Annotated in this window: 18 protein-coding genes; 4 read left to right on the top strand and 14 right to left on the bottom strand. The window is 31.0% G+C overall.

What is annotated here, in order from left to right; all coding sequences use genetic code 11:
* Window positions 1-27 precede the first annotated feature (27 nt).
* On the top strand, window positions 28-657 hold the full coding sequence (locus MARIT_RS06645) for a 7-carboxy-7-deazaguanine synthase QueE (RefSeq protein ID WP_024741838.1): 630 nt from the start codon (window positions 28-30) through the stop codon (window positions 655-657).
* A 66-nt stretch (window positions 658-723) separates the two neighbouring features.
* On the opposite strand, the gene MARIT_RS06640 is transcribed toward MARIT_RS06645, so the two are convergent.
* From MARIT_RS06640 to MARIT_RS15465, 6 genes are all read right to left on the bottom strand, one after another.
* Window positions 724-1,677 carry an acetyl-CoA carboxylase carboxyltransferase subunit alpha gene (locus tag MARIT_RS06640; RefSeq protein ID WP_024741837.1) on the bottom strand — a complete coding sequence of 318 codons (954 nt, stop codon included), beginning with the start codon at window positions 1,675-1,677 and terminating at the stop codon, window positions 724-726.
* Between the two features lie 106 nt (window positions 1,678-1,783).
* Window positions 1,784-2,683: a DMT family transporter gene (locus MARIT_RS06635; RefSeq protein WP_100212010.1), complete on the bottom strand. Its 900-nt coding sequence runs from the start codon at window positions 2,681-2,683 to the stop codon at window positions 1,784-1,786.
* Window positions 2,670-3,755, bottom strand: coding sequence for an LptF/LptG family permease (locus MARIT_RS06630; RefSeq protein WP_024741835.1), 1,086 nt, complete (start codon window positions 3,753-3,755; stop codon window positions 2,670-2,672). The genes MARIT_RS06635 and MARIT_RS06630 overlap by 14 nt, the downstream gene beginning before the upstream one ends.
* A gap of 1 nt (window position 3,756) precedes the next feature.
* Window positions 3,757-4,887 carry a tRNA guanosine(34) transglycosylase Tgt gene (tgt, locus tag MARIT_RS06625; RefSeq protein WP_024741834.1) on the bottom strand — a complete coding sequence of 377 codons (1,131 nt, stop codon included), beginning with the start codon at window positions 4,885-4,887 and terminating at the stop codon, window positions 3,757-3,759.
* A 55-nt stretch (window positions 4,888-4,942) separates the two neighbouring features.
* Window positions 4,943-5,830, bottom strand: coding sequence for a 23S rRNA pseudouridine(2604) synthase RluF (gene rluF / locus MARIT_RS06620; RefSeq protein WP_100211108.1), 888 nt, complete (start codon window positions 5,828-5,830; stop codon window positions 4,943-4,945).
* Window positions 5,831-6,705: 875 nt separating this feature from the next.
* On the bottom strand, window positions 6,706-6,882 hold the full coding sequence (locus MARIT_RS15465; RefSeq protein ID WP_157926218.1) for a hypothetical protein: 177 nt from the start codon (window positions 6,880-6,882) through the stop codon (window positions 6,706-6,708).
* 3,151 nt (window positions 6,883-10,033) lie between these two features.
* Between MARIT_RS15465 and MARIT_RS15460 the strand changes: the two genes are divergently transcribed.
* The 3 genes from MARIT_RS15460 to MARIT_RS06610 all read left to right on the top strand — a co-directional run bounded on the left by MARIT_RS15460 (window position 10,034) and on the right by MARIT_RS06610 (window position 12,996).
* The gene (locus tag MARIT_RS15460) at window positions 10,034-10,225 is read left to right on the top strand and encodes a hypothetical protein (RefSeq protein WP_157926217.1); all 192 of its coding nucleotides are present in this window, start codon (window positions 10,034-10,036) and stop codon (window positions 10,223-10,225) included.
* A 64-nt stretch (window positions 10,226-10,289) separates the two neighbouring features.
* A complete protein-coding gene (locus MARIT_RS06615; RefSeq protein ID WP_100211107.1) occupies window positions 10,290-12,317 on the top strand; it encodes a tetratricopeptide repeat-containing sensor histidine kinase in 2,028 nt (675 codons plus the stop codon).
* 172 nt (window positions 12,318-12,489) lie between these two features.
* Window positions 12,490-12,996 carry a response regulator gene (locus MARIT_RS06610; RefSeq protein WP_157926216.1) on the top strand — a complete coding sequence of 169 codons (507 nt, stop codon included), beginning with the start codon at window positions 12,490-12,492 and terminating at the stop codon, window positions 12,994-12,996.
* Between the two features lie 121 nt (window positions 12,997-13,117).
* Here the strand turns inward: MARIT_RS06610 and MARIT_RS06605 are convergent, their stop codons facing one another.
* From MARIT_RS06605 to MARIT_RS06570, 8 genes are all read right to left on the bottom strand, one after another.
* Window positions 13,118-14,866, bottom strand: coding sequence for an ABC transporter ATP-binding protein (locus MARIT_RS06605; RefSeq protein ID WP_100211105.1), 1,749 nt, complete (start codon window positions 14,864-14,866; stop codon window positions 13,118-13,120).
* A 212-nt stretch (window positions 14,867-15,078) separates the two neighbouring features.
* Window positions 15,079-15,804 carry an acyl-CoA desaturase gene (locus MARIT_RS06600; RefSeq protein WP_038025924.1) on the bottom strand — a complete coding sequence of 242 codons (726 nt, stop codon included), beginning with the start codon at window positions 15,802-15,804 and terminating at the stop codon, window positions 15,079-15,081.
* Between the two features lie 62 nt (window positions 15,805-15,866).
* Complete coding sequence (locus tag MARIT_RS06595) at window positions 15,867-16,439, bottom strand: Crp/Fnr family transcriptional regulator (protein WP_024741938.1); 573 nt, start codon at window positions 16,437-16,439, stop codon at window positions 15,867-15,869.
* Window positions 16,440-18,347, bottom strand: coding sequence for an acetate--CoA ligase (gene acs, locus MARIT_RS06590; RefSeq protein WP_100211104.1), 1,908 nt, complete (start codon window positions 18,345-18,347; stop codon window positions 16,440-16,442). It abuts the gene before it with no gap.
* A 110-nt stretch (window positions 18,348-18,457) separates the two neighbouring features.
* A complete protein-coding gene (locus MARIT_RS06585) occupies window positions 18,458-18,664 on the bottom strand; it encodes a hypothetical protein (protein WP_100211103.1) in 207 nt (68 codons plus the stop codon).
* 48 nt (window positions 18,665-18,712) lie between these two features.
* A complete protein-coding gene (locus tag MARIT_RS06580; protein ID WP_024741935.1) occupies window positions 18,713-19,075 on the bottom strand; it encodes a response regulator transcription factor in 363 nt (120 codons plus the stop codon).
* A gap of 15 nt (window positions 19,076-19,090) precedes the next feature.
* A complete protein-coding gene (locus MARIT_RS06575; protein ID WP_100211102.1) occupies window positions 19,091-21,784 on the bottom strand; it encodes a sensor histidine kinase in 2,694 nt (897 codons plus the stop codon).
* Window positions 21,777-21,971 (bottom strand): hypothetical protein, encoded by a 195-nt coding sequence (locus tag MARIT_RS06570; protein WP_100211101.1) that lies wholly within the window; start codon window positions 21,969-21,971, stop codon window positions 21,777-21,779. The genes MARIT_RS06575 and MARIT_RS06570 overlap by 8 nt, the downstream gene beginning before the upstream one ends.
* Between the last annotated feature and the right edge of the window lie 117 nt (window positions 21,972-22,088).

Raw genomic sequence — 22,088 nt, 5'->3', positions numbered from 1 at the left:
AAACTGATATAATAGCTGTAAGAGTAAATGGATTTAAAAATAAAAGAGTTAATACACAAAGGTGTAATGCTTCCTCTAATGGAAGAATTTTATACCATTCAAGGAGAAGGGGCACATACAGGAACAGCTGCTTATTTTATACGAATTGGGGGTTGTGACGTTGGTTGTCATTGGTGCGATGTAAAAGAAAGTTGGGATGCTAATTTACACCCTCCAACAGAAACAGACATCATTGTTAATAATGCAAAAAAATATGCTAAAACAGTAGTAATTACTGGAGGAGAGCCTTTAATGTGGAACCTAGATTATATCACAAATCAACTTCAATCCAAAGGGATGAAAACCCACATAGAAACTTCTGGTGCCTATGCTTTTTCTGGTCAATGGGATTGGTTTTGTTTATCTCCTAAAAAAACGAAATTACCGACTACTGAATGCTATAATAGGGCAAATGAATTAAAAATAATAATTCATAATAAAAACGATTTTAAATTCGCTGAAGAGCAAGCAAAGAAAGTAGGAGATAAATGTCAGCTCTTTCTCCAACCTGAGTGGAGTAAAAAAGAAAAAATGACTCCTCTTATTGTTAATTATGTAATGGAACATCCCAAATGGAGGGTTTCACTACAAACGCATAAATACTTAAACATACCTTAAATAAAAAAGCAACCAAATAAATTTACTTGGTTGCTTTTTTATTTATATTCTTACTTAAAAAAAGGGTTATTCTTTATACACCCCCATTTGAGCATATTTATCCATACGCTTCGCTACCAAATCTACTTCATTTAAATCTTTTAGCACTTCATAAGCTTCCAAAATTTGTTTTTCTACAGCTTTAAAAGCTCCTTCTCTATCTCTATGAGCACCTCCTATTGGCTCCTCAATAATAGCATCAATCAGCTTTAATTTCTTCATATCCTCTCCAGTTAACTTTAACGCTTCTGCTGCTTGCTCTTTATACTCCCAACTACGCCATAAAATAGAAGAACATGACTCTGGTGATATTACAGTATACCATGTATTTTCCATCATATATACCTTATCTCCAACGCCAATTCCTAAAGCACCTCCTGAGGCTCCTTCTCCAATAACAATTGTTATTATCGGTGTTTTTAAACGAGTCATCTCAAGTATATTACGAGCAATGGCCTCTCCCTGCCCTCTTTCTTCTGCCTCTAATCCTGGATAAGCTCCTGGCGTATCTAATAAAGTTACTACAGGGATCCCAAATTTCTCAGCCATCTTCATCAAGCGTAATGCTTTTCTATATCCCTCTGGATTTGCCATACCAAAATTACGGTACTGACGTGTTTTTGTATTATATCCCTTCTGTTGGCCTATAAACATAAATGATTGATCGCCTATTTTCCCTAAACCTCCAATCATGGCTTTATCATCCTTTACGCTTCTATCTCCATGTAGTTCCATGAATGTATTTCCACAAATAGCATTGATATAATCTAAAGTATATGGTCTATTAGGATGACGCGACAATTGAACGCGCTGCCAAGCCGTTAAATTTTTATATATATCTTTTTTAGCTTTTGCTAATTTTTTTTCGATTTTATTACAAGTGGAGCTTACATCTACATCACTCTCTTCTCCAATAGCCTGGCATTTAACCAACTGCTCTTCTAAATCTTTTATCGGTTGTTCAAAATCTAAATATTCCATTGTTTTCGTATTTGATTTTTATATAAATCTGGTTTGTCATTCGCAAAGACAAACATACTATAAAATTTGTATTGGTTTGCTAATTTGATAATTTTTTTGATAAGAATTAATCTTCTTCCTTCTGTACTCCTAATCTTTTATTTTTAAGAATACCATTTAGTAATACTACAAATAGTACTATAAAAGCTCCGTAATAAAACCCTACGTCCATTTGCTCTTTTTCTTTAAAAATTAGCAATGCTAGAATAATCGCATATATAGGCTCTAAATTTATTGTTAACATTACTGTATAAGGGGTTAAATATTTCATTACCCGAACTGATATTATAAAAGCATAAGCTGTGCATATACTACTCAAAACAAACAAATAGCCCCAATCTGCTTTCGATAAGGTAAAAAAATCAATTGAAAAACTATTTGTAAAAAGCAAAAAAAATGTAATTCCTATAACCCCAAAAAACAGTTGATAGAATGATATTAATTCTGGATCATAATCTCTTACATACAAACCATTTAACACTGAAAATAGTGCTGACAAAAAAGCTGAGACCAAGGCATAAATAATACCTAGTGTGTACCTACTTTCAAAATTAAAAATTACATACAACCCTAAAACCACTAATAAGCCCAGACAAATTTCTAGTAATTTCACCTTCCGTTTAAAAAATAAGGGTTCTATCAGAGAAGTAAAAAAAGCACCTGTACTCATTGTTACTAACGCTACGGAAACATTTGATACTTTTATGGCTTTAAAAAAAGTAATCCAATGCACAGCTATAATAATTCCTGAGAAGACAAATTTAGCAACTCCTCTTTTATCTACTTTCAACGATTTCCTCTTAACCAGAAAATATATGACTATAAAACCTACAGCCAATAACATTCGATACCAAACAAGAGGTACTGCTTCAATAGAAATCAACGCTCCTAAAATAGCAGTAAATCCCCATATAAATACGATAAGATGTAATAATAAATAATTATGAAATCTATTACCTTCTTGCATTAACATATAAATAAATAGCTAACATCCCAAATGCCATATTAGGAATCCACACATATAATAATGGGTTCGCACCAGCTACTGCACCTAAAACTTCTGCTATTTTTAAAAAGAAAACATAAATAAACATTATGGATATTCCTAATGCTAAATTCAACCCTATTCCTCCTCTTCTCTTTCGATGTCCTAATACGGCCGCTATTAAAGTTAAAATATATGAAGCTATAGGCAAACTTGTTCGCTTATACAGTTCTACTAAATAAGAATTTAAGTTTTTCACCCCTCTTTTCTTAGAGATTTTTATAAAATCTATCAGTTCTCTGGACTGCATTTCTTGCGCTTGAATAGTTTTATATGCAAAATCTTTGGGAGTAAACAAAAAGGTAGTATCTAAACTACTTCCTGCAAAAATACTATCCCTCTTCTTAAAAACTTTTCGTTTTTTCCATCCCAATAACTTGAATGTGCTGTCTTTTTGATTCCAATTTAAGTTATCAGCGGTAAGCTTACTTTTCAACTTTATACCTTCATAAATTTCCGTAGAAAAATTATAACCAGTATTCCTTTTCAAATCGTAATTTTGAATAAACATATAAGTACTATCATTAAGCTGTAAGCTAAACTCTCTAACCGATCTATCTCCATGGTTTTTCTTTTTAAGATATGTTTTTTCAAACTTTTTTCTTACCTTACTGCTGTTTGGAACCACAAAATGATTCATCAATAATGCTACAATAGCAACCATAGTAGCACCTAAAAAATAAGGGTATAAAAAACGTGTAAAAGAAATTTGCGAACTATTTATTGCTACAATCTCTGTATTATTTGCTAGCCTAGATGTAAATATAATTACAGCAATAAACAAAGCCAACGGCATAAATGTGTTTGCATAGTATATAATGAAATTCTTGTAATAATCATTGACTACTTCAAAAAAGGTTAAATTCTGATTTCCTAAAAACTTATCAATTTTTTCCGCGATATCAATTGCTACAGCAATTGGTATCAGTATCAATAATGTAAACAAAAACGTCATTAAATAACGCTTTAATATGTACCAGTCAAGTATTTTCAAACTACAAACGTTTATCCATTTGTTTTACCATTTTATCTTTCCATACTGCAAAATCTCCTGCTAAAATGTGTTTTCTTGCTTCTCTTGTCAACCACAAATAAAACCCTAAATTATGTATAGAAGCTATTTGTTTACCTAGCAACTCTTTTGAAGCAAATAAATGACGTAAATAAGCTTTAGAATATAACGTATCTACAAATGTAATTCCCATTTCATCAATTGCTGAAAAATCATTTTCCCACTTCTTATTTTTTATATTGATAGTACCATGAGCCGTAAACAACATTCCATTTCTAGCATTACGCGTTGGCATCACACAATCAAACATATCTATCCCTAAAGCGATATTTTCTAATATGTTTATAGGAGTTCCTACCCCCATTAAATAACGAGGCTTATCTTCTGGCAAAATTGCAGTAACCACTTCCGTCATCGCATACATTTCTTCTGCTGGTTCTCCAACCGACAATCCTCCTATGGCATTTCCTTCAGCACCCACCGATGCTATAAATTCTGCTGACTGCTTACGCAAATCTTTATACGTACTCCCTTGAACTATTGGAAAAAGTGTTTGACTATAATCATATTTCAGTGGTGTTTTTTCTAAATGATTTACACATCTCTTTAACCAACGATGAGTCATGTGCATGGATCTTTTTGCATAATTATAATCACACGGATAAGGGGTACATTCATCAAAAGCCATAATAATATCAGCTCCTATTGAACGTTGAATTTCCATAACAGATTCTGGCGTAAAAAAATGAGTCGATCCATCAATATGACTCTTAAACTTTACTCCTTCTTCATTTATTTTTCTTCTTCCAGAAAGAGAGTACACCTGATACCCTCCACTATCCGTTAGAATATTGCGATCCCAATTCATAAATTTATGTAAGCCTCCTGCTTGCTCTAAGATGGATGTTTGCGGTCGTAGGTATAAATGATAAGTATTTCCTAAAATTATATCAGGATTAATTTCATTCTTCAATTCCGTCTGATGAACTCCTTTTACTGTTCCAACAGTACCTACAGGCATAAAAATAGGAGTTTCTATAGTGCCATGATCAGTTGTAATAACTCCAGCGCGAGCTTTACTCTTTGGATCTTTTGTTTTTAAATCAAATTGCATAGGTGGCAAAGATACGTTTATTTAAGAATTGAAGAATATAAAGATTTATAAAGTTTTATCTCTTTTTGTTTCTAGGAAATTTAGAATTTCTCTTTGAAGTTTTCGAGTTTTTACGAAAAGAAGCGCTTTTTTTATTAAAAGGGGTTGCCTTTACTTCCTCTTTTTGTTTTTTAGGAGCTTTTTTTACCTTCTTATGAGCATCTCTTGAAGCTTCTTCTGTTTTAGAAGAAGTCGCAATCATTTTATTAATTCCCTTTAGCTCCTCTTCTGTTAATTCTCTCCAGTCTCCTATTGCCAAATTATCAAGAGTTACATTCATAATACGTTCTCGCTTTAATCTTGTAACTTCGTATCCTAAATACTCACACATTCTACGAATTTGACGGTTTAAACCTTGCACTAAAATAATCTTAAAAGTAAAATCATTTAACGGTATTACTTTACATTTTTTAGTTACCGTTCCTAGAATAGGGATTCCTCCTCCCATCCTTTTTATAAAGTCACTCGTAATTTTTTTATTTACTGATACGATATATTCTTTTTCGTGATTATTTCCTGCTCTTAAAATTTTATTTACGATATCTCCATCATTCGTCAAAAAAATAAGTCCTTGAGAAGGTTTATCTAAACGTCCTATTGGAAATAACCTCTCTGAATGATTGATATAACGAACTATATTCTTCCTTTCTTTAGAATCCGTAGTACAAACAATACCTATCGGCTTATTGAAAGCAATATACAATGTTGTAGGCTTCGACTTCAGCACCCTCCCATCCAAAGTCACTCGATCTCCATCAAAAACTCTATTTCCTAATTTTGCTCTTTCTCCATTGATAAAAACCCTTCCTTCAATAATCAATTTTTCTGCATCACGACGAGAGCATACGCCAGTACTACTTATATATTTATTAAGGTTTATCGAATTTTGGTTATTTTTTTCCATTGAAACAAAGAAAACGAAAAAAGCTTAAATTACTCCCATTAACTATATAAAAATAGCCTTTTCAACTTTTAAATATTATACAATCAAACTCCTTCAAGCGATATTCAATTCTTATATACAAAAAAACGCCTTGGGTCAAGGCGTTTTTTGTCTTTACTTTAATATAGCATGGTTTCTTTTTCTTCATAGCCCCTTCCCCTATGACGACGCGATATAAATTTTATAGCTTTATTTATATCTAAAAACCTTACTAAAAGGTCTTTGGTATTAAACCATAGCAAAGGTATTTCTTATCTTTTTAAGCAATGTGAGGATTTCCCTCACAATATATGAGGAAAATCCTCTCTTTTTCTTTTTTGTATATAAAACGACAATTTTATATACAAAAAAACACCTAAGTTTAGGTGTTTTTTGAACTGACTTTTAATTTAAACGAACTTCGTTCTTTTTTCTATAGATGTTCTTTTCTATAAATAATAAATATGTAAATAACCTTATCTAAATGATGATAAATTTTAACCATCACAAAAATAATCTTTCTTCTCTAGTTAATGTAGAGGTTTATCCTCCTAATAGCTGAGGGAAATCCTCTTTTTTATATACAATATCTATACTTTTCCAATTCTCTTACAATATTATATAGCACAAAAAAAACACCCATACAAAGGTGCTTCTTCTGATTGACTATCTTGTCTTAGCTTTTTTTCTTTTTCTTCATAGATAATTTCCCCCATAACGACCCCATATAATTTACAGTGTATTCCTTCATACATTTATATGGTAAATGTGATTTAATTAACCCTTGCAAAAATAATGCATACTTCATCAACCCTATAGAGGTTTATCCTCCTAATAGCTGAGGAAAATCCTCTTTTTTATATACAATACCTATACTTTTCCAATTCTCTTACAATATTATATAGCACAAAAAAACACCCATACAAAGGTGCTTCTTCTGATTGACTATCTTGTCTTAGCTTTTTTTCTTTTTCTTCATAGATAATTTCCCCCATAACGACCCCATATAATTTACAGTGTATTCCTTCATACATTTATATGGTAAATGTGATTTAATTAACCCTTGCAAAAATAATGCGTACTTCATCAACCCTATAGAGGTTTATCCTCCTAATAGCTGAGGAAAATCCTCTTTTTTATATACAATACCTATACTTTTCCAATTCTCTTACAATATTATATAGCACAAAAAAAACACCCATACAAAGGTGCTTCTTCTGATTGACTATCTTGTCTTAGCTTTTTTTTCTTTTTCTTCATAGATAATTTCCCCCATAACGACCCCATATAATTTACAGTGTATTCCTTCATACATTTATATGGTAAATGCGATTTAATTAACCCTTGCAAAAATAATGCATACTTCATCAACCCTATAGAGGTTTATCCTCCTAATAGCTGAGGGAAATCCTCTTTTTTATATACAATACCTATACTTTTCCAATTCTCTTACAATATTATATAGCACAAAAAAAACACCCATACAAAGGTGCTTCTTCTGATTGACTATCTTGTCTTAGCTTTTTTTTCTTTTTCTTCATAGATAATTTCCCCCATAACGACCCCATATAATTTACAGTGTATTCCTTCATACATTTATATGGTAAATGCGATTTAATTAACCCTTGCAAAAATAATGCATACTTCATCAACCCTATAGAGGTTTATCCTCCTAATAGCTGAGGGAAATCCTCTTTTTTATATACAATACCTATACTTTTCCAATTCTCTTACAATATTATATAGCACAAAAAAAACACCCATACAAAGGTGCTTCTTCTGATTGACTATCTTGTCTTAGCTTTTTTTTCTTTTTCTTCATAGATAATTTCCCCCATAACGACCCCATATAATTTACAGTGTATTCCTTCATACATTTATATGGTAAATGCGATTTAATTAACCCTTGCAAAAATAATGCGTACTTCATCAACCCTATAGAGGTTTATCCTCCTAATAGCTGAGGAAAATCCTCTTTTTTATATACAATACCTATACTTTTCCAATTCTCTTACAATATTATATAGCACAAAAAAAACACCCATACAAAGGTGCTTCTTCTGATTGACTATCTTGTCTTAGCTTTTTTTTCTTTTTCTTCATAGATAATTTCCCCCATAACGACCCCATATAATTTACAGTGTATTCCTTCATACATTTATATGGTAAATGCGATTTAATTAACCCTTGCAAAAATAATGCATACTTCATCAACCCTATAGAGGTTTATCCTCCTAATAGCTGAGGGAAATCCTCTTTTTTATATACAATACCTATACTTTTCCAATTCTCTTACAATATTATATAGCACAAAAAAAACACCCATACAAAGGTGCTTCTTCTGATTGACTATCTTGTCTTAGCTTTTTTTTCTTTTTCTTCATAGATAATTTCCCCCATAACGACCCCATATAATTTACAGTGTATTCCTTCATACATTTATATGGTAAATGCGATTTAATTAACCCTTGCAAAAATAATGCATACTTCATCAACCCTATAGAGGTTTATCCTCCTAATAGCTGAGGGAAATCCTCTTTTTTATATACAATATCTATACTTTTCCAATTCTCTTACAATATTATATAGCACAAAAAAAACACCCATACAAAGGTGCTTCTTCTGATTGACTATCTTGTCTTAGCTTTTTTTTCTTTTTCTTCATAGATAATTTCCCCCATAACGACCCCATATAATTTACAGTGTATTCCTTCATACATTTATATGGTAAATGCGATTTAATTAACCCTTGCAAAAATAATGCGTACTTCATCAACCCTATAGAGGTTTATCCTCCTAATAGCTGAGGGAAATCCTCTTTTTTATATACAATATCTATACTTTTCCAATTCTCTTACAATATTATATAGCACAAAAAAAACACCCATACAAAGGTGCTTCTTTTACATTTTACTAAACTCTAGGCTTCAAAGGAAAGTTTTATTCATACTTCCTCATCTTATTAAGCTATGAATCTCTCACATTTAATAACCTTTTTCAACGATAAACTCTCCTTTCACCCCACTAACAATTTTTTTGAATTTTAAAAATATTGTATATTTGCCTCATAATGGAAAAAATGAACTTACATATATCTCAATGGGCAGCACATCCAAGATGTGACTTTAACGGAGATTTTGACAATACCATTTGTCAAAATTGGACATTATGTATTAGTTCTTGCAAATTTTTAATATGATTTCAATGTAAAAATTAATGATATAAAAGCGTCCATGTAAAATTGGACGCTTTTTTTATATAAGAATAAAAAAGAATGACTACATAATGTTAAATATACAAAATTGAGCTGCTTAAACCTTAATAATCTGGCATACAGATTTTTATAAAAAAAGTTAACATCTAGATAAAATCTGGACAGGTATCCCCTGTTTTAAAAACGACATAATAACCTGATTATCAACAAAATAAATAGTATTTTTTTTTCTAATTTTAAAAAAAGCTTTATATTTGTACCATACTTATTAAAGTATATAACAAAACAATTTAATAACGAATATTATGAAATCAATTTATTTAAACGGAAGTACTAACAACCTATTTGAAATAGGGGTTGATTCTCGCAAAATGATAGATAAGGATGTTTTTTATAAAAAAAGATATAAAGTGAAAGGTTAGCAACTTTCTAACATATATAAATAAAAAAAGGCACCTTACATAAGGTGCCTTTTTTTATTTAAAACACTGAATATTAAGATAAAAAAGCATAAAAAAATTTGGAAATATCACTTTTTTTTCTTATCTTAATAGAAGAAAATTAAAAACTATGAAACTATCTAAATTGCGAATACTAAATGAAAAAGGACGTTTACTCAGTAAACAGCAACGCTTGCTAAAACTGCATCTTTTATTGTTAATAATGTCACTATTTTAGCACCATAATCAACTAGCGTTCCTTAAAAATTGCAAAACGCTTCCTTATTTTTTGACAATGTAGAATTTTCTGAAGTCTGTTGTACTCAATAGGCCTTAGTAGTAACAAGTCTTCATTTTTGTGACCTGCGCGCGATGGTCATGCTAATTCTACGAATACCTCACAGCTGGGGGTATATGGCTATACCATCGATTTAATCGATGCGGGAAAAAAGAATCGAAAAAACATTCGATCAAACTATTGCTGCAAATGCGGCGAGGGAAACTATTCCCTAAACTTAAAAACCAAAAATTATGAAAACTATAAATTTTACACTTATTATCAGCGCTTTATTCTTCTTGACAACATCTTGTACAGATTTAACAGAAGACTTAATAACTAATGATAACAATGATATAGAAAAAATCGTTACCAACGATACCTTAGAAACTAAAATAGATTTTACAGGTGGTAGTGGAGCTGATGATGATACCGATAGAGAATAAACATAATTATTAACTCGTTATAAAGTCTTTGGTTAATCCAAAGACTTTTTTTTTATTTGTACCTATGAAAAAAAGTCCTCATCAAGACAAGCTTTGTGTCTGCTCCTTACTTTTTGTTCTCTTTATAAAAGTAGCTCCTTTAACTGGACAAAATTCCTTGGATAGCATCAATTTATGGATAGCACAAGCTAAGAACGATAAAAATCATATTGAATTTAGAAAAACTAGGCTACAGAAGGCTTATTCCTACACCTCCAAGATTACCAACGACTCTATTAAAGCAGATCGACTTATTGAAATTGCTTATAGGCACTACAAGCTCAAAGACTCTATCTTTTTTTTTAAATTAAATAAGGAAGCAGAGCAGCTAACTGGAAAACTTAAAAGCAATTATTTACTTGCCTTTTTACATTGGAACTATTCTTCTTTTTATTATAGAAATTCTGATTATCTAAAGGCATATAATCACTACAATACTGCATATCAACATTTTGACAAAATAAAGGAAAAAAAAAATGCAGGCATCATGTTGCAAAGCATGGCACAAATAAAAGGCTATTATAGAGACTATGCTGGTAGTGAACAATTAGATATTAAAGCCATTAAAATATTTAAAAGTCTCAAAAATCATAATAAATTAATTTCATTACATAACCATCTTGGTTTATTACAATGGGATATTAAAGAATATGACAAAGCCATTGAATACTACTATAAAGCGCTCGGGTTTTATAAAAAAATTGATAAAAAAACACAAAAGAAGAATTACATCGAAATTTACAACAATATAGCCAATGCTTATCTTGAAAAAAAAGAATATCAAAAAGCCCTAGGTTACTACGACAAAGAATTAGAGAACAAATCATTTCTTCAACAAAATCAATATGCTAGAATTATTGACAATAAAGCTTATTGCAAATTAAAGATGAAAGATACCATAGGGGTATTAAAGGACATGCTTAAAGCTCTAGCTATCAGAAAAAAAATAGGAAATAAAACAGATATATTAACCTCCAAAATACACCTATCAGATTATTATTCTTTTTCAAAAGATACTCTTAAAGCCTTACAACTAGCAAAAGAAGCAAATATATTGGCTAAGCAAATAAAAAACGGAATAGATTATTTAACTAGCTTACAACAACTGGCTAATTTAGATCGACAAAACGCTAAAAAATACTTAGATCGGCATATACAATTTAACGATAGTTTGATTAGTATAGAGCGCCGTATGCGAAATAAGTTTACTCGTATAGAATTTGAAACTGATGAATATATTGCAGAAACAAAGCGACTAGAGCAACAGCGAATCTGGATATTTTTTACAAGTGTTAGTAGCTTGCTTATTTTATCCTTATTGTATTTTTTACGAGTTCAAAAAGTAAAAAATGAAAAACTGCGTTTGGAGGCTGAACAACAAAAAGCCAACGAAGAAATTTATATTCTAACTTTAGAGCAACAAGCTAAATTAGAAGAAGAAAAGGTAAAAGAGCGCAATCGTATTTCAGAAGAATTACATGACGGAATTTTAGGCAAATTATTTGGAACACGATTTGGACTGGGCTTCTTAAATATTTCTGGAGATGACGAAACTCTAAATAAGCACCAATCTCTTTTAAATGAATTACAAGAAATAGAAAAAGAAATTAGGGAAGTTTCTCATAAATTAAGTGACAACTTTGACAACTCAGAAATCAGTTTTACAACTATTATCAAACAATTATTAAAGGATAAGAGCCTTATTGGTAATTTTAATTATCAAATAAATTTTGATGATGCCATTCCGTGGAAAGAAATTAATGAAATTACGAAGGTAAATATTTACAGAATTACTCAAGAAGCTATCCAGAATATTATTAAGCATGCTAAAGCAAAAAATGTTACCTTAGCTTTTTCAATAACCTCTCAAGAGCTAATCATCAAATTAAGCGATGATGGTATTGGCTTCAATACAAAGAAAGGAAGAAAAGGCATCGGTTTGAAAAATATTACATCAAGAATACAACGAATACATGCACATTTAGATATACATTCTGAAATCAATGTAGGAACAACGTTTTCTATAAAAATTCCATATTTACCTCAATCATGAAAAACAAAACATATAACGCTTTAATTATTGATGACCATCCCCTATCTCAGAAGCTTATAAAAGTGCTTTTAAATACGTAGAGCAACAAAACAAAGGTGTTTCTTTTGACATAAAAGTAGCGCATAATTGCGATACTGCATACACTATTTTAAAAGAGCACGCTAATCTTTCTATGGAAATTGACATTATTTTCTTAGACATGAGATTACCTCCTTCTGAAGATGGGACTATTCTTTCTGGTGAAGACTTGGGATTAAAAATAAAAGAGTTATTACCAAACTCTAAAATCATTGTCTCCACTACCTTTAATGACAATTATAAAGTACATAGTATTTTTAGAAGTTTAAACCCCGATGGCTTTTTAGTTAAAAATGACATTACCCCTCAAGAACTCGTTACTGCAATTCAAGAAGTTCTTACAGATCCTCCTTATTATAGTAAAACCATCATGAAATTACTTAGAAATGAAACTCTTAGCGATCATGTTATTGATGATTTGGATAGAAAAATCTTATACGAGCTTTCTATTGGTACTAAAATGAAGAATTTACCTGATGTTGTTCCACTTTCTATTACCGCTATTGAAAGAAGAAAACGAGAAATTAAAAAAATGTTTAGCATTAGTAGCCTTGACGATAGAGATTTAATCTTAACAGCTAGAGAAAAAGGGTTTATTTAAATTCCTTTAATCTAAGTTACCGCAAAAAAGTATTTACAAAAAACAATGATGCAATTATGATTGCATCATTGTTTTTTAGCTTTTTATATAAATATTCCTAATAAAGTTAATAAGACAATTATTATATTTTTGCTTGATAAGTATATAAATCATGGTACCTCCCCGCTACCTCTATTAGTTTTTTATGAGTTCCTCTCTCTACAATGCTTCCCGACTCGATTACTAAAATTTGATCCGCTTGCTTTATCGTACTCAATCTATGAGCAATTACAATTGTAGTTCTATTTTTGATTAACTTTGACAAGCTCTTTTGAATTAACGCCTCGCTCTCGGTATCTAAACTAGAAGTTGCTTCGTCTAATATTATTATTTTGGGATCTGCTAAAATAGCTCTTGCAATAGCCAATCGCTGACGCTGCCCTCCTGATAATTTTACACCTCTTTCTCCTATTAATGTATCCAAACCATTCTCAAAACGATCGGTAAACTCATCAACATAAGCTGCTGAAACTGCACTTTGCAATTCCTCTTCCGTTGCATTAGGCCTTGCAAATAAAACATTCTCTCTAATGGTTCCTTCAAATAAGAACTCATCTTGTAAAACAACTCCCAAATGCTTTCTATAAGAATTTAACCTCACTTTAGAGAGATCTTTTCCTCCAATAGTTATCAAACCTCTCGTGGGATTTAAAAAAGTAGCTACTAAGCCTGCAATTGTTGATTTTCCAGAACCTGAGCTCCCTACCAATGCCGTTACGGAACCTTCTGGAACAATAAAACTGATATCTTCCAAAACATTTTTTCCTTCTTCATAAGCAAAAGAAACCTTATCAAAAACAAGATTCCCTTTAACCGTTTCTAACGATATTGTTCTCTTTACATCTTCCTCTTCTCCTTGCATATTCATTAATTCCTCCGTTCTATCCAGCCCAGCTAGTGCTTCTGTTAATTGGCTTCCTATATTACTCATCTGTACAATCGGAGCAATCATAAAGCCTAATAACAATGTGAAAGATAAAAAATCTCCAATACTTAACTCTCCTTCCATAATTTTATATCCTCCAATTCCCATAATTCCTGTTGAAGCAATCCCCAATAAGAAAGTAGAAGCACTTGTCATAAAGGCAGTTGCTGTTAAACTTTTCTTGACATTTTCAAATAATAAATAAACTCCCTTTTCAAAAGACTGATGCTCTTGTGTTTCGGCATTAAATGCTTTTATTACTCGAACACCTGCTAATGTTTCAGTTAAACGTCCCTTTACCTGGGCATTAATTACCCCTCTTTTTCTAAAAATGGGACGAATATACTTGAAGGCCTTTAAAGCTACTATGCCAAAAATAGTAACAGGAATTAATACAAAAAATGTCATTGATAAACTAATTCTGATCAATAAAATCATAGCAACAACAGCCGTAATCGTTCCTCCTAGCAACTGTACCAAACCTGTGCCTATTAAATTACGAACACCTTCAACATCACTCATAATTCTTGATACCAAAGCCCCTGACTTTGTATCATCAAAAAAATGAATAGGAAGCGATAGTACCTTTTTCTGAACCTGAGCCCTTAGCTCTGATATTAAATATTGCGCTTGAATGCTTAAGATTTTCGTTAATAGAAAAGAAGTAATTGCCTGTATTAACATTGCGCTCCCTACTATTATTAGCAATTTGTATAACTGTTCGTAATCTTTGTTAGGAATTACCTCGTCCAAGAGTTGCTTACTTTTCCATGGTAACACTAAACTAGATAGCCTACTAAGTACGATAAGTATCAAGCCTATAAATACCAAATTTCTTTTAGGCCAAATAATTGTTTTAAATGCCTTTCCTATTGAAACTTTAACTTTCCCTTTTTGGTTATTCATTCTTTGTAAAATTTTGCAAATACTGCATCGTTATTATCTTGTAATCAATCTTATTACCAACCAGAAACAGTATCACAAGTCATTGTCAAATGACATGCCAGTCATTTTAAACATGACATAATAACCTCCTTTTATACATTTACAATCCCCTTTTACGAAACGAAAAGGGGATTCCTAAAATGATTGCATTGCCATATGTATCCACTCAAAAGCTATTTTAGCTCAATCATTTTAGCTTTATCTAACAATATCATAATACAATAAGTAAGATCTATCTCGTGCCACTTTACGCCTCCAAAATTAGCACGCCCACTATGTGCATGATGATTGTTATGATATCCTTCCCCCATCATTAAAAAATCGAAAGGGAGTAAATTTTTAGAAGTATCGTTTACTTTAAAGTTAACATATCCATAAATATGAGCAAACCAATTGATAATAACCCCATGAATTGGTGCCATTAAAAAAGCCACTGGTAAAAATATCCATTGCCACCAACTTGTTGCAAACATAATAAAGAAACAAGTATATAAGCTTCCCCATGCCAACCTAGATAATCTAGAGCTCGCAAATTTATCAAAACGCTCCCATTGAGGTACATTTTTGGTAAACTTATCTGCTACTTTAATTCTTTTATTATTAATGTCTTGATAAATATTCTTGGTTCTCCACATCATGCTGAATAAATTAGCATCATATTTTGGTGAATGAGGATCTTTTTCCGTATCCGCATAAGCATGGTGTAACCGATGCATTACTCCATATCCATAAGCACTCAAATAATTGGACCCTTGAAAAAGCCATGTTAAAAAAAAGCATACTTTTTCTCCAAACCTTGACATTTTAAACGATTGATGTGCTGCGTATCTATGCAAAAAAAAAGTTTGAAAAAACAAACCTGCATACCATAAAACGACCATTAAAATCAGTACCTCCATTCTTTTATTTATTTATAAAAACAAAGAAATGATCTTAATTCATTTTATAAAATGAACCTAAGTTAAAAAATTCGCTTTCGAATTCTGCTCAATGCTTGAGCAGTAACTCCTATATAAGATGCTATATATTTTAAAGGGATTTTCTCTATAAGATTGGGTCTTTCTTCAAATAAATTTAGGTAACGCTCTTCTGCTGTTTCATTTAAAAGCGATTGTTCTCTTTTGGATTTTATTAAAAACAGTCTTTCGGAAGATAAGCGTCCGAGCGTATTTCCTATTTTTGTTTGATAGTACACTTCTTGTAAATCTTTATAGGAAATACTCCACATAGATACTTCTGTTAATGTTTCCAAACTATATAAAGATGGTTTTCTCGTTAAAAAGGAATCATAAGCACTTACAAATTCATTCTCAAAACAAAAGCCAAATGTAATTTCTTTTGCTTGATCTTCTTTGGGAATTAAAAAACGAACAATTCCTTTTCCTAGAAAAGAAATATGATTTTCTATTTCACCTACCTCTAATAATTTTGTCTTTTTCCTAAAAGTCCTTTTTTCCAATTTAGAAGTAAAAAAATTCCAATCACTATCTTCTATTGAAATTGTTTTTTCTAAATATTTCCTAATGTTTTCCATTTACAATCTACTGTCAATTATACTTTGTACCACTTCTGGATTTAATAATGTAGATACATCTCCTAAATTATCCAATTCATTATTCGCTATTTTTCGTAAAATACGCCTCATTATTTTTCCGGATCTTGTTTTAGGCAATCCTATTGTAAACTGTATCTTATCTAGTTTTGCAATAGGCCCTATATGCTCTGTTATTATTTGATTGATCTCTTTTCTTACATTATCATGATCTCTTCCTTCTCCTGTTTCTTTTAAAATGACATAACCATACAACGCATTTCCTTTCACATCATGAGGAAATCCAACAATGGCACTTTCTGCTACCGCAGGATGCTCATTAACAGCATCTTCTATTGGTGCTGTTCCTAGATTATGCCCTGACACTATGATCACATCGTCCACACGCCCTGTAATTCTATAATACCCTACCTCATCTCTAAGCGCTCCATCTCCTGTAAAATACTTACCTTCAAATGCTGAAAAATAAGTTTCTTTATACCTCTGATGATTTCCCCAAATAGTTCTTGCTATAGAGGGCCATGGATACTTAATACACAAACGGCCATCTACCTGATTACCGGTAATTTCATCTCCATTTTCATTCATTAAAGCAGGTTGAATTCCTATAAATGGTAATGTTGCATAAGTTGGTTTGGTTGGCGTTGCATATGGAATAGGGCTGATTAAAACACCTCCTGTTTCTGTTTGCCACCAAGTATCTACAATTGGTGATTTTTTCTTTCCTACATTATCATTATACCAATGCCATGCTTCTTCATTAATAGGCTCTCCAACAGATCCTAATACTTTTAACGATGATAAATCATATTTTTCCACAAAATCTAATCGCTCTTTTGCCAAGGCTCTAATAGCTGTTGGCGCTGTATAAAATTGAGTTACCTGATGTTTTTCTACAATTTCCCAAAACCGTCCATAATCAGGAAAACTAGGTATCCCCTCAAACATTACGGTCGTTGCCCCATTGGCCAGTGGTCCATATACGATATAGCTATGGCCTGTTATCCAGCCAATATCTGCAGTACACCAATACACATCATTTTCTTTATATTGAAATATATTTTTAAATGTATATGCAGTATATACCATATAACCTCCAGTAGTATGCAACATTCCTTTGGGACTTCCTGTTGATCCTGATGTATATAATATGAATAGTGGATCTTCTGCATCCATTACCTCTGCCACACAATCACTATATGCCTCATCTAATAAAGGTTGTAACCACTTATCTCTCCCTTCTTTCATTAAAATATCTGAATGGATGCGTTTTACTACCAAAACAGTTTCAATAGATTTACAGTTTTCCAACGCCTCGTCAACAATTCCTTTTAAATCTATTGTTTTTCCTCCTCGAAAAGAGCCATCAGATGTAATCACCATTTTTGCTTCACAATCATTGATCCTAGTTGCTAAAGCTGTTGACGAAAATCCTGCAAAAACAACAGAATGCACCGCTCCTATCCTTGCACATGCCAATACAGAAATTGCTAATTCAGGGATCATGGGTAAATAAATACAAACTCTATCTCCTTTTGTTATTCCATTTTCTTTTAAAACATTTGCAAATCGGCATACTTTCTCATGTAGTTCTTTATAAGTTATACGCTGTGTCTCTTCTTCTGGATTATTCGGTTCAAACAGAATTGCTGTTTTATCACCTCTTATTCTTAAATGGCGATCAATACAATTTTCTGTAATATTTAATTTTGCGCCTTCAAACCATTTTACTTCTGGTTTAGAAAAATCATAACTTAACACTTTATCCCATCTCTTATGCCACAAAAAGTGTTCTTCTGCTATTTCTTCCCAAAACAACTCAGGATCTCTAACAGATTTTCTATAAACTCTAAAATATTCTTCTAAATTTTTGATACTATAATTACTCATTTCTCTTTACTTTTTATTTAATACAATAAAGCTACTTCACTTATTTCTATATGCACTATTCTATTTTTTTTTGCATTTCAAAAATAAGTACTAATTGATGCGTTTGTCTTTTAAAAAAGACCAAACCAATTTGGGTTTAATATTTTTAGTTTTATCAATGCCCAAATTATAACTACAAAGCAAACTCCCATAATTATAGATTCAATGGGGCTAGTTGCTCCTGAGTTATCAAGCACAACCCTAAGAAACAAAGTCACAATAGCATATATTGTAATAAATATATCAGATGCTATTGCTTTTAATTGTATTTTTTTCATTATTTTACTTTAATTAAACATTTATTGCTTGCACACAAAATCAATTATTTAATAAAGTAACATTTCTATTTCTAAGACTATTTTTTTTATTGAAAAAGGCTTTATCAGATATTTATCGGCTCCCAACTCCAATCCTTTCTTAATATCCACTTCTTTATTTTTTGCTGATAAGAAAACTACCTTTATATTTTTAAAACGTTCTTCTCTTTTTATGTATTGTATTGTTTGATATCCATCTACATTAGGCATCATTACATCTAATAACATCAAATCAGGGATATCATCCTTTATTAATTGCAATGCTTCTTCTCCATCTCTAGCAATATACACTTTAAAGCCTCTTTTTTTTAGAGCGTACTCTAATGTCATTACAATATTAGGCTCATCATCTACAATTAATATTTTCCTCATAATTTAAGGCACAATTTAATTAAAAGGGATTTTAAATGCAAGCACCCCTTCCTTTTTATTAGTTTTTTCTACCCAAATTTCTCCATGATGCTTTTCTATTATCTGCTTACTTATAGCCAACCCCAAACCGCTTCCTTTAGGTTTTGTTACATTTTGATGCTCGCATTGATAAAATTTATCAAAAATATATGCTTGGTCCTTTTCTGAAATTCCACTTCCATTGTCCTTCACATAAACCTCTATAAAACTTTTTTTCAACCTACTAGATATAATGATTTCTCCTTTCTGCTGATTACAAAACTTAATTGCGTTTGATAATAAGTTAGTTAAAACTTGTAGAATTCGGTCTTCATCGTACTTAAATTTAAAACTAATTTTATTCATATTTAGTATCACAATATTTTTCTTTGACACAATATGTTCTATTCCATTTATTGCTTTTTTGATTGTTTCCTCTATGTTATTTATTTTTAAATCTAACCGCTCCCTACCTGTTTCTAACTTCTCTAAATCTAATATATTATTAATCAACCTATATAATCTATCTGCATCTTGTAAGATATTTTGTAAAAATTTATTTTTAATTTCCATAGGCATTTCTCTTTCTTCGTCTATCAATAATTCTGTAGCCGCTCTAATTCCTGTTACTGGTGTTTTTAACTCATGTGCCACAGTATCTAAAAATTCATCTTTCTGCTTATCCTTTACTATTAATTGTTTATTAGCTTCTTTCAATTGCTCTGTAAGATCTAATAACTGATTCGATTTTTGTTTCAAAATTCTATTGAGCGCTAAAGCTTCTTTAGATTCCTCTAATATTTTCAGCACCTCCCTTAAACTAACTTCTTCTTCTTTTACCACATTAGAAATGAGTATTTTGGCTGAAGCTCCTCCAATAGTTCCTGTCAATAACTTTTCTGAAAAATTTATTAAGCGTGCATCTGCCATCTCTGTATTCAAAGGAAGTTGGTACTTTAAAAAGAACAATTTCATTGCTCTATTAGCTCTTTTCTTTCCTAAAAACTTACTCAATACATTTTTGATATCTGATACATATGCTTCTCCTTTCCATACCAAGGCACTATCTTGCAACGATGAAAAATTTGTACTATCTACAAACATCTCTGCATAATTTCGCTCCCTATAGTTTCCTTTAAAAGAAACCGAAATGATTAAATAAGTAAACGTGTTAAAAAAAAGACTCCAAAAAAAAGTATGTGTTAAAGGTGTTAAAAAACCTATCCCAAATAAATTATAAGGTTTTAATATTTCGACTCCTAGAAACCCTTTATTTATAAAGTCCTTATTTTCGAATAATACTTCTAATGTAAAAGGTAATACCAAGGTATAAGTTGTGATAATCATTCCTACTATAATTCCAAAAATTGCTGCTTTTGATGATCCTCTATTCCAAAACAATCCTATAAAAAATGCAGGGGCCAATTGTGCTATGATGACAAATGATATCAACCCTATAGAATATAAAGGCAACTCAATAGAAAATTTAATATAAAACAAGTATGCTAATAGTACCACGAAAAATATAGATATTCTTCGAATCATTTTGATATAAAAGGTATTTCTTTCTGAGTAACCTTTAATAAATTTATCTATAAATCTATATGGAATAATCAAATTATTACTAATCATAGTAGATAGTGCCAATGTAGAAACTACTACCATAGACACTACTGCTGAAAGCCCTCCTAAAAAAACCAATAATGCTAAAATTGTATTTTTATGATGCAATGGTAATAATAATGCATAATATTCTGCATTCATTGAATTTCCTAAAGCTAATTTTCCTCCCCAAGCTACGAATATTACAAAAAAGTTAAATAGCAATAAGTATAAAGGGAACAACCATATGGCTTTTTTTAAATGTTTTTCTCTTATGTTTTCTAATACAGACACTTGAAACTGCCTCGGCAGTAAGAAGATTGCTATAAAAGACAACATAATTGTAAACATCCAATCAAATCCGTATGCTACTCCATTCATTTTAGTTAATATTTTAAAATTAGGCACATTACTGAGCATCTTTTGATAAATATCTACTGTTCCATTAAATAAATAAAACGTAACATATATTCCTAGTAATAAAAAAAACACCAATTTCAAAATAGATTCAAAAGCTACTGTTACAATAATTCCTTTATGCTTTTCTGATGCATCTGTTCTTTGGGTTCCAAAAAAAGCGGCAAATATGGCTAAGGTTAAGGCTATATAGAAGGCTGAATCATCATAAACATTTGTTGCTCCATAAGTTGAGCTTGCTACCATTATTTGGTAAGTTTCTGAAATTGCCTTTAGCTGCAAAGATATGTAAGGTATTGTTCCTAATAAACAAATTACAGTAATTAAAGCCCCTAAAAACCGATTATTTCCATATCGTAATGAAATAAAATCAGCTATAGAAGATATTTTTTGTTGTTTTGATATTCGTATAATTTTCCTAAGTACAACAATCCATAAAGGAAATGCTATAACAGGACCTAGATATATAGCTAAGAACCCCATCCCAGAATTTGCTGCAATTCCAACACTTCCATAATATGTCCATGCCGAGCAATATACCGCCAGCGATAATGTATATATATAAGGATTGTTTACCCACTTGCTCCTTCCATTTTTTTCAGCAAAAAAAGCAATTAAAAAAAGTATCATTAAATAAATAACTACTATGGTAATAATTGCGTAATCACTCATAATATTTATTTAAAATGATCATAGATATTGCGATTGCTAGTAACCAAACAGAAAATATAAAAAAATACAACATAGGAATCCCTATAATATCCTCATCGGTATTGGCGATAAAAATAAACGGAATATTAAATAATAGAAATAACAAAATACTTAAAACAACTAGTTTTTGCTCATGTCTTTTTTTCATCTATTCTTTTTTAATTAGCTTCCTCATTCAAAGCAACCATAAAACTAATTTACTGATTATAGTTCGTTTACAAACTATATTCCATAAAAAAACAGCATACATAAAAGTAATACTGTT

The organism is Tenacibaculum maritimum NCIMB 2154 (assembly GCF_900119795.1).
GTDB classification, from domain to species: Bacteria; Bacteroidota; Bacteroidia; order Flavobacteriales; family Flavobacteriaceae; genus Polaribacter; species Polaribacter maritimus.
Note: the sequence above shows the minus strand (reverse complement) of the source record. Positions and strands in the feature narration are given on the sequence as shown.